This is a genomic window from Staphylococcus sp. Mo2-1 (assembly GCF_046721385.1).
Classification (GTDB): Bacteria; Bacillota; Bacilli; order Staphylococcales; family Staphylococcaceae; genus Staphylococcus; species Staphylococcus equorum_A.
Window position 1 is genome coordinate 444,867 of record NZ_JBEUUK010000001.1, and the last position, 10,531, is coordinate 455,397.

Consider the following 10,531-nt stretch of genomic DNA (forward strand, 5'->3'; position numbering starts at 1 on the left):
AAGAAAAGGATGACGAGCCGATGTAAGATTATCTTTAATTTAAAACAAAAATTAAATAATAAATTAATTCAAGGAGTAATATCTGATGAATAAATCATCGTTTCGTTTTTTATGGATTGGTCAATCTCTCGCAAATAGCGGAGACGTTTTTTATATGGTGGGTTTAATAGCAATAATATACGAATTAACAGGCTCTGTAACTTATATGGCTTTTGTACCTTTTTTTATAACGGCATCAAGGTTTGTAAGTGGCATCGTCGCTCCTTTAATTATTGAACGAGTCAGGTTGAAGGTACTTTTAGCTTATTCCCAATTGGGTAAAACAATAGCTACAATTATACTTATAGGTTATATAGAAGTTTTTTCTTCTTTTAACACATCTTTTTTAATTTTTTTCTTTGTAATTACCATTTCCTTTTTAGACGGATGGGCAAATCCAGCGAGAAATGCTTTTATTCCAATATTAGTCGAACAAAATGCTCTGGTGAAAGCTAATAGTTTTCTTGCTATTCTTGATCAAACAATTCGTTTAGGAGGATGGGCAGTTGGAGGAATGCTTGTTGCTATTATAGGGGGAGTAAACGTTCTTTGGTTTACATTTTTCTTGTTTGTAACATCAACTTTTATGATGTTTTTAATTCCTAGTATTGATAAAAATATAGTGAGCGATGAACAATCAATAAAACTATCAAATTGGGAAGTATTAAAAAAAGGATGGGTAACTATTTGGCAAACACCCACTTTACGTACTATTAGTATTGTAGAATTTTTTGAATCTATTGCAAATGTGGTATGGGTAGTCGCAATTATGTACGTGTATGTAGATCAAGCTCTGCAAACTGGAGAACAATGGTGGGGGTATATAAACGCGACTTTCTTCTCTGGATTAATGATAGGTGGATTTTTAAGTTTGAAATGGTCACATTTAGTAGATCGACTTTCCAGTAAAGTTATTTTAGTTGGAGCTTTCTTAGCTAGTTTAACAACTCTAATGTTTGGTTTAACGTCAACTCCGTGGATGGCATTAGTATTATCCTTATTATTTGGTTTGGTAAATCAAATTAAGGATGTTGCTCAAGAGACCTTGATACAGAAGAGTGTGGTTCATAGACTTTTACCTAATATTTACTCAGCAAAAGACGCTTTAATAACTGCAATTTTCGGGGTTTCCTCTCTGATTTTAGGTAATTTGACCGACTTATTTGGTGTGAGATTCACATTTATCTTAGTCGCAACACTACTATTTATATCTTCGATTATTCTGATTATAAATAGAAAGGATATTTGAGTAATCTATAATAAATGAAAAGGAAAATACATTTATTATTTGTTTTACACCTAAATAAAATATCAAAACATAAACACACTTATATGATTTTAAAAGGAGGGATTCTATGTTTAAAACAAAGATTAATGACAATTTAAGCCTTAAAATTTTAGAAGAAAGAGATACTCAAGCACTTTTTAATATAGTTGATAATTCAAGAGACTATCTAAATGAATGGCTTCCCTTTGTAAAATTCACGAAAACGAGTGAAGATACTAAGCAATTTATAAAATCTGGGTTAAATCAGTTTATAGAAAATGATGGGTTTCACTGTGGCATTTGGTACAACGAACAATTGATTGGTGTCATCGGATTACATTATATAAATTGGTTGAATGAAAAAACATCTATAGGCTATTATATTGATCAAAATTACGAAAATTTAGGAATAATGACAAAATGCACAAAATTTTTAATTGATTACTGTTTCAATGAAATAAATTTGAACAGAATTGAAATACAAACAGCGACTAAAAATATTAAAAGTCAAAAAATTCCTCGGAAATTAGGGTTTAAACAAGAAGGCATTTTAAGAGAAGATGAAAAATTGAATGGAAAATTCGTTGATAGTTATGTATTTAGCTTGCTTAAATCTGAATATAACAATTAAAAACTAAATTTTTCAGAAGATTATAGTTACCGAAGCTCACAAATAAAAAACTTAGATTTTAAACTAATGTTTTAAAAAACAGACAAATCAATTGCTAGAAAAGCTTTTGATTTGTTTTTTTATAGATATTATATCCTCGAAACACTCTATATCTATGAAAATTATTACTTAATTCTTTTTGAAAATTCAGGGTATCTCTATTTGTTGATACAGTACATATATTAATTTATTTTCTTTTGAGAAAGGGCAGTTTATTGTACAGGTTCCTTACTCGTTAATAAAGCACTAGCCGAATACCACAGGTTGAGGATGTCCTACACAGGAAAAGCGTACACAAAAAAATGCCAACAAAGTCACAGGCTTCGTCGGCACACACTAAAAAGTTAATTTAAAAACTAACTTTTTAAGTAAATGATTTTAATAAATTCAATAGTTAAACCATATATCCAGTAATGGGATGGTTATTATATAATGATATTTTCTTCAACACTGATATTTTTACCAAGCAAATTATTCTTTGTCATAAAAATTTGCTGGTAATGTTTTCACAAAAGTAAATAAAACTATCGTCTGCAACGTTACCATTATTAACAAACCCAATCTTATATAAGGGTGGTCTATCATGAAAATTGAAAAGCCGATAACTATATAAAGGCTCAACAAAAGTTTGAACTTATCCTTCAAAGTATAGCCTTTGTTTTCTTTAAAACTTTCAACATAATTCACATAAACTTTTGTTTGTACTAACCATTTTTCAAATTTATCAGAGCTTTTAGAAAAACAAAGTACTGCAACTAATAAAAATGGTGTAGTTGGTAATAATGGTAATAAAACGCCGACAAAACCAATGACTGTAAATAACACACCAATAATAATTAAAAAATATTTCAAAAAAACACTCCTATTGATAGCTATTATCAATAATAAACTAATTCATCACTATAGTAAATAACATAACATTTTACAGGATGGTTTTTATTATGGTTGTTAATATAGGCATTTGTTATTGTTAATAAAAAGTTTTATTTTACTTGTGCTTCATTTTCATTAATTACTTGCTTATATAAATCAGGATAATTTGTAAAGACGCCATGTACGCCATAATCATTTAGTCGTTGCATATCTGCTTTTTCATTAACAGTAAACGGATGCACTAAAAGACCTGCTTTTTTGAGGTTATGCACATTTTGTTTTGTTAAATCTGTATGTTCGGGACCTACACCAACTGCATACTGTTTGATCGCATTAAAGTCTTGTTGTGTCATACTAGGTAATTCACCCTTATCTAATAAACGTACAAGAGGGATATTAGGGTTTAGGTTTTGTAGCTTTAATAAGCTTTCTTGTGAAAAGGATTGAAGCATAACATGTCCATTTTCAAGGGATTCACTATTAAGTAAATTGTGTTTATTTAATGTGTCTAGAAGTTTTTCCTCCATGCCAGGGTAAACATCGGGCGATTTAGTTTCAATATAATAATTGGCATCTGAACCATAGCGTTGGAAAATCTCATCTAATGTCGGCACTTGGACACCTTCATAATTTGAATTTGCATATTGAGGATTTGTCGCATTAAATTTACTGCCTCGCATCTAATTTTTTCAGTTCTTCAAGTGTATATTGATCGACTCTACCTGTACCATTTGTAGTTCTATCAACAGTTTCATCGTGCATTGCGACGAGGTGACCATCTTTAGTCATTTGTAAATCAATTTCTATATATGATGCGCCTATAGCATTATGGCTCTTATCATAAGCTCGCTAGTGTATGCTCTGGTGCATAACCACTTGCGCCTCTGTGAGCGATTGTTGTGAATTTTTCACCTGTTAAATTATGTAATTCGTTCTGCTTATTATTTATACCGTTTGATTGAGGGCTTTGTTGTGAATGAGAAGCATTCTGATTTTCCATCTGGCTGCCTTTACCACTGGCTTGAATGTCTGGAGATGCACCAAGACTCAATAATGATGTTACCGCAATACTTGAAATGATAAATTTACTGACGTGTTTCATAATGTTGTCACTCCTTAATCTGAACTGTAATCTCATAGTACAAAATAAAATCAGAAATAAGAATAGGATTTACAACATATTTATTCAAACTAAATAATGTTTAACGTATAATTACAATTTATAATAAAAAATTACAAATAGAAGCATGTTACTGTACCTTGTAGAGCTTATACAAGTTGTTTCTCAGAAGCGTTTCTCCTTATTAGAATGTTATTAACTAGTAATACTGTCATTGCGTCATAGAGCACTACACCGGTGTTTATAACGACTTAAAAATATGTAATAAAAAAGAACTGGAAAACCGCTTATTTAAGCACGATTTCCAGTTCTTTTTGTTAATGTTGTTGCTTTATTATATTGATTTGTTGTTTTACTGCTTCTTGTCCCGTTGAACCATAACTGATTCTACGACTTACACAGTTTTCAGGTTTTAAGTAATCATAAATATCCGCTTCGATACTGGCATGTGCGTTTTGATATTCTTCTAACGGAACGTCTAATAAATAAACGTTATGTTGTATAGACCAAAGCACAATTTTACCAACGATTTCATGTGCATTTCTAAAAGGCACACCTTTGTTGACTAAGTAATCTGCAAGTTCTGTTGCATTTGAGAAATCATTGTAGACAGTTTCTTGTAAGTGATCCACATTCACCGTCATTGTATCGATCATGCCTTCGAAGATACGTAGGGAACCTTTAAGTGTATGCACAGCATCAAAGAGTCCTTCTTTATCTTCTTGCATATCTTTATTGTATGCTAACGGTAAACCTTTAAGTGTCATAAGCATGCTCATAAGATTACCTGTCGTACGTCCAACTTTACCTCTAATTAATTCTGCCATATCAGGATTTTTCTTCTGCGGCATGATGGAAGAACCAGTTGAAAATGCGTCAGATAAAGTTATGAAATTTGCTTCTGCTGATGACCAAAAAATGATTTCTTCAGCAAAACGAGAAAGGTGAACCATAGTTAATGAAATGTTGTGTAACGTTTCAACAATGTAATCTCTATCACTTACAGCATCCATACTATTTTCATAAAGTGCGCTAAAGTTTAATAAAGCTTGCGTTTCATGACGATCAATAGGATAAGTCGTGCCACTTAATGCAACTGCACCAAGAGGGGAGATATCGATACGCTTCAAGCTATCTTGGAAACGTGATTTATCTCTTTCTAACATCCAATAATACGTCAATATATGATGTGCAAACGATATTGGTTGTGCTCTTTGCAAATGCGTATAACCTGGCATGATGGTATCGACATGTGCTTCGGCAACTTTTACAATTGTTTGTTGGAAAGCAGTGATGGATTCAATTAAGTAGTTAACTTCTTCTTTTGTATATAAATGCATATCAGTAGCAACTTGATCATTTCTACTACGGCCAGTGTGTAATCTACCGCCCGCATCACCGATACGTTTAATTAATTCATGCTCGATATTTAAGTGAATATCTTCTAAAGAGACATCTAAGTTTAAATTACCTTGTTCATAATCAGCTAAAATAGCGTTTAAACCATCTATAATTTGTTCGCAGTCTGAATCAGAAATAATACCTTGTTTGGCTAACATCGTTGCGTGGGCAATACTACCTTGGACATCGTATTCAATTAATGCTTTGTCAAAGTGGATAGAAGCATTGAATTCATCGACCCATGCTTCTGGTTGTTCACTAAATCTACCACCCCAAGCTTTACTGCTCATCGTTATATCCACCATGTAACATAGAATTTACTTTAGTAGGTAGGCCAAAGATATCGATGAAGCCAACTGCTGATTCTTGATTAAACGCGTCTTCTTTTGTATAAGTAGCTAATTTTTCATTATATAGTGTATGTGGTGATTTTCTGCCATTAACGATTGCATTACCTTTGTATAATTTAATACGTACATCACCTGTAACATATTGTTGCGTACTATCGACGAATACTTTTAAGCTATCTGTTAATGGAGAGAACCATAAACCATTATAAATTTGTTCTGAGAATTGTTTTTCGATTACAGGTTTGAAATGTGCTACATCTTTTGTAAGGGTAATTGTTTCAAGTGCTTTGTGCGCTTTTACAATTACTTCTGCTGCAGGTGTTTCATAGACTTCTCTTGATTTAATACCTACAAGTCTATTTTCTACATGGTCAATTCTACCAATACCATGTTTACCGACTAATTTATTTAAATATAAAATGAGTTCACTTAATTTATATGATTGACCGTCTAAAGCAGTAGGGATACCTTGCTCAAATGAAAGTACAATTTCATCTGAATCATCAGGTGTGTTTTCTAATGCGTTAGTTAAGTCATATGCATCTTCTGGTGGTGTAGCGTATGGATCCTCGAGGATACCACATTCGTTACTTCTACCCCATAGGTTTTGGTCAATTGAATAAGGAGAATCATGTTGAATTGGTACCGGAATATTATGTTTAATTGCATAATCTATTTCTTCTTCACGACTCCAAGCCCATTCTCTAACTGGAGCAAATACTTTTAGTTCTGGATCTAAAGCTTTAATTGCTACTTCAAAACGAACTTGGTCATTCCCTTTACCAGTACAACCATGTGCAATACCAACTGCATTTGTTTTGCTAGCAATTTCTACTAATTTTTTTGAAATTAGTGGTCTTGATAATGCAGATACTAATGGATAAGTACCTTCATACATTAAATTACCTTTAATTGCATATGATACGAAATCTTGACTGAATTCTTCAGTAGCATCAATAATGTGACATTCACTTGCACCCATATCTAATGCTTTTTGATGAACGATGTCTAAATCCTTACCTTCACCTACGTCTAAACAACAAGCTACAACGTCGTAACCTTTATCTAATAACCATTTTACTGCAACACTTGTATCTAAACCGCCTGAATATGCTAATACTATTTTCTCTTTCATAATTTCCACCTCTAATTGATATTTTTAAAATTTGTTTTTTTATTTGATATTGAATAGTATAGCAGATGTCCAATGAAAATAAAACCACTTTTATACATAAATATGCAAAAACATTCAGAAGATCTTATTCATAAAAGGAAGCATTTATGTTATGAATATTGGAAAAACATTAATTAAAGGGTTTTATCTATATGTATATAATAATGAATAAAAAAATTGGAGCGCTAAAGATAATTAGCAAAATTGTCATAATTTATGACTGATTATAGGCTAGTTGTTTGAATAGTCAAAATAAACTTAGTAATATTATATTGAAACTAAAAACACTGGAGGCAATATCAAATGACTCATATTCAATTAGATTATGGTAAAACTTTAGAATTTTTTGGAGAACACGAACTACAACAACAAAAAGATATCGTTAAATCAATTCATAAAACAATTCATGAAGGAACAGGCGCTGGTAGTGATTTCTTAGGTTGGATAGACCTTCCTGTTGATTATGATAAAGAAGAGTTTTCACGTATTTTAGAAGCTTCTAAACGTGTTAAAGAGAATACAGATGTATTTGTAGTAATTGGCATCGGCGGTTCATATTTAGGTGCACGTGCGGCTATTGAAATGTTAACTTCTTCATTTAGAAATAGTGATGAGTATCCAGAAATCGTCTTTGTAGGTAATCATTTATCTTCAACATATACACAAGAGTTAATTGATTATTTAGATGGAAAAGATTTCTCAGTCAATGTAATTTCAAAATCTGGTACAACAACTGAACCAGCAGTTGCATTTAGATTGTTTAAACAATTACTTGAAAATAAATATGGCAAAGATGAAGCGAAAAAACGTATTTTTGCAACTACAGATAAAGAAAAAGGTGCATTAAAAGAATTAGCTACAAACGAAGGCTATGAAACATTTGTTGTGCCTGATGATATTGGTGGCCGTTATTCAGTATTAACTGCAGTGGGCTTATTACCAATTGCGGTTGCTGGAATTGATATTAAAGCAATGATGGAAGGTGCGGCTAAAGCACGTAAAGAATTGTCATCAGAAAACATAGAAGACAATATTGCTTATCAATATGCAACAATCCGTAACGTTTTATATGCAAAAGGTTATGACACTGAAATGTTAATCAACTACGACCCTTCAATGCAATATTTCAATGAATGGTGGAAACAATTATTTGGCGAATCTGAAGGTAAAGACTTCAAAGGTATTTACCCTTCAAGTGCAAACTATACAACGGATTTACATTCTCTTGGCCAATATGTTCAAGAAGGACGTCGTTTCTTATTTGAAACAGTAGTAAAAGTAAATAATCCAAAACAAAACATTACTATAGAAGAAGATAATGATAATTTAGATGGATTAAATTACTTAGCGGGTAAAACAATAGATGAAGTGAATACAAAAGCTTTTGAAGGTACACTATTAGCGCATACAGATGGTGGCGTTCCAAATATTGTTGTTGATATTCCTCGTTTAGATGAAGAAACATTTGGTTATATCGTATACTTCTTCGAATTGGCTTGTACAATGAGTGGTTACCAATTAGGCGTGAATCCATTCAATCAACCAGGCGTTGAAGCATACAAACAAAATATGTTTGCTTTATTAGGTAAACCTGGATTTGAAGATAAAAAAGCAGAATTAGAAAAACGTTTATAATACAATAAATTATTGCATTAAAACGATGCTTTAATGAAAGACCCATTCCAAAGATAAATTTGGAATGGGTCTTTTCTATATTTATAACGCTAAAATGTATAATAATTAGCTATAATTTTTCAAGCATATCATGGTCATCAATACTATAAGTCTCTGACATGATGCTTTTTTCGTTCTTGAGACTGATTTATATTAAATCTAGTACTTTATAGTTTTAAAAACAGGATGTTACACTTATAATTATAATCAATAGAAATGATGGAGATGGGTTAGATGACAGAAGAACAAGTACAATATTGGTTTGATTTATTCGGAAACTTAGGATATATTGTAGGTTTTTTACTGCCATTTATTGAAGCCTTTATTCCTATTTTGCCAATCATTGTATTTGTCATTGTTAACGTGAATGCTTACGGTTTTATCATCGGAACTTTATTGGCTTGGATAGGCACAGTAGGTGGTAGTTATATTGTGTTCCTATTTTTTAGAAGGCTTACGCATACACGTTATATGAAGAAAATACAACAACGTACATCTGTTCAGAGATTGATACATTTCATTGATAGAAAAGGTGTCCTTCCAATTTTTATTTTAATGTGTTTTCCATTTACACCAAGTGCACTAGTCAATATTGTCGCAAGTTTATCGCATATTAAAGCACATGCCTATTTGACCGTTCTTATAGCTTCAAAATTCGTTATGATTGGGCTTGTAGGTTGGTTGGGGAATGATATTACAACCTTATTCACAAGTCCTATAAGATTGATAACTATCATCATCGTCATTTTAATAGTATGGTTTGTAGGACGAAAAATAGAGAAACATTTTATGCATTCTTCAGAGGAGTGACAGCGTGCGATTTATATTAAAACATTTGATTTCCATAATATTTGCGATTATTATTGTACTATTGATACAAGCGTTTGTAATTACAGGTGCTGTCATAAAGGATGATAAGATGGCACCAAACCTTAAACAAGATGATCGAATTATTGTAAATAAGATTAAAACTACATTTAACTTATTAGATAATAATGATATTATAATGTATCGTGAAGGCGATGAAATTCAATTTAGTAGAATTATCGGCAAACCTGGGCAATCTATTGCGTATAAGAACGGGACGTTATATAGAGATGACAGGACAGTTGATGAGCCTTATGCGAGCAGTAGTATAAATGATTTATCACTTAGAAATATTAAGCAATCTGAAGGAGATATCATTCCCCCGAATGCTTATTTTGTACTCAATGATAATCGTGAAAATAAACAAGATTCTAGAACGACTGGATTTATACAGAAAGAAGATATTATTGGAAATGTGAGTTTGAGATATTTTCCATTTGAAAAATTCACAGTGAACTTTAATTAAATAGACGAGGTGTAAAAATTGAAAAAAGAGATATTGGAATGGATTGTGTCGATTGTCGTTGCAGTAGCGTTAGTATTACTAATTGTAAATTTTGTGGCAAAACCATATACTGTTAAAGGTGATTCCATGGATCCTACGCTAAAAGACGGCGAACGTGTCATGGTCAATTTGTTTGGTTATAAATTTGGCGATATAAAAAATGGTAACGTCATTGTCTTTCATGCAAATAAAGAAAGCGACTATGTTAAACGCGTTATCGGTACTTCAGGCGATAACGTTGAATATAAAAAAGATAAATTGTTTGTAAATGGTAAAGAAGTAGAAGAACCATATTTAGATTCAAACAAAAAAAATAAACAATATGAATATATTACAGGTAGCTTTGAAACAAAAGATTTAAACCAAGTAGATGGAAAAAATAAAATTCCTGAAGACAAGCTACTTGTGCTCGGTGATAATCGTGAAGTAAGTAAAGATAGCCGTTCATTTGGTTTAATAGATGAAGATCAAGTCGTTGGTAAAGTATCATTTAGTTTCTGGCCACTTAATGAAATGAAATTTGGTTTTGATCCTGATACAGATCAAAATAAATAATAACCGAATTTAAGGCATAGATACCTAATATAATAA

General features: G+C 31.7%; 9 protein-coding genes and 1 pseudogene. 6 read left to right on the top strand and 4 right to left on the bottom strand.

Going from position 1 to position 10,531, the window contains the following annotated elements:
• The first annotated feature begins 85 nt into the window (after positions 1-85).
• Both ABLV95_RS02260 and ABLV95_RS02265 read left to right on the top strand, forming a co-directional pair.
• Positions 86-1,288 carry an MFS transporter gene (locus ABLV95_RS02260; RefSeq protein ID WP_460872489.1) on the top strand — a complete coding sequence of 401 codons (1,203 nt, stop codon included), beginning with the start codon at positions 86-88 and terminating at the stop codon, positions 1,286-1,288.
• Between the two features lie 106 nt (positions 1,289-1,394).
• Complete coding sequence (locus ABLV95_RS02265) at positions 1,395-1,937, top strand: GNAT family N-acetyltransferase (protein WP_427705125.1); 543 nt, start codon at positions 1,395-1,397, stop codon at positions 1,935-1,937.
• 510 nt (positions 1,938-2,447) lie between these two features.
• Here the strand turns inward: ABLV95_RS02265 and ABLV95_RS02270 are convergent.
• The 4 genes and pseudogenes from ABLV95_RS02270 to ABLV95_RS02285 all read right to left on the bottom strand — a co-directional run bounded on the left by ABLV95_RS02270 (position 2,448) and on the right by ABLV95_RS02285 (position 6,855).
• Positions 2,448-2,828, bottom strand: coding sequence for a YbaN family protein (locus tag ABLV95_RS02270; protein WP_460872490.1), 381 nt, complete (start codon positions 2,826-2,828; stop codon positions 2,448-2,450).
• 131 nt (positions 2,829-2,959) lie between these two features.
• Positions 2,960-3,951, bottom strand: a pseudogene (locus ABLV95_RS02275) (glycerophosphodiester phosphodiesterase).
• 335 nt (positions 3,952-4,286) lie between these two features.
• The gene (gene argH, locus ABLV95_RS02280; RefSeq protein ID WP_460872491.1) at positions 4,287-5,660 is read right to left on the bottom strand and encodes an argininosuccinate lyase; all 1,374 of its coding nucleotides are present in this window, start codon (positions 5,658-5,660) and stop codon (positions 4,287-4,289) included.
• The gene (locus ABLV95_RS02285) at positions 5,650-6,855 is read right to left on the bottom strand and encodes an argininosuccinate synthase (protein ID WP_460876270.1); all 1,206 of its coding nucleotides are present in this window, start codon (positions 6,853-6,855) and stop codon (positions 5,650-5,652) included. Before ABLV95_RS02285 ends, argH begins: the two co-directional genes overlap by 11 nt.
• A 342-nt stretch (positions 6,856-7,197) precedes the next feature.
• On the opposite strand from ABLV95_RS02285, the gene ABLV95_RS02290 reads away from it, so the two are divergent.
• The 4 genes from ABLV95_RS02290 to lepB (ABLV95_RS02305) all read left to right on the top strand — a co-directional run bounded on the left by ABLV95_RS02290 (position 7,198) and on the right by lepB (ABLV95_RS02305) (position 10,495).
• A complete protein-coding gene (locus tag ABLV95_RS02290; RefSeq protein ID WP_069833045.1) occupies positions 7,198-8,529 on the top strand; it encodes a glucose-6-phosphate isomerase in 1,332 nt (443 codons plus the stop codon).
• A gap of 273 nt (positions 8,530-8,802) precedes the next feature.
• Entirely contained in the window at positions 8,803-9,378 is a 576-nt protein-coding gene (locus ABLV95_RS02295) for a TVP38/TMEM64 family protein (protein WP_460876272.1), read from the top strand.
• 4 nt (positions 9,379-9,382) lie between these two features.
• Positions 9,383-9,901, top strand: a complete 519-nt coding sequence (gene lepB / locus ABLV95_RS02300) for a signal peptidase I (protein ID WP_427705118.1) — start codon at positions 9,383-9,385, stop codon at positions 9,899-9,901.
• Between the two features lie 18 nt (positions 9,902-9,919).
• A complete protein-coding gene (gene lepB / locus ABLV95_RS02305) occupies positions 9,920-10,495 on the top strand; it encodes a signal peptidase I (protein WP_069818014.1) in 576 nt (191 codons plus the stop codon).
• Positions 10,496-10,531: the final 36 nt, after the last annotated feature.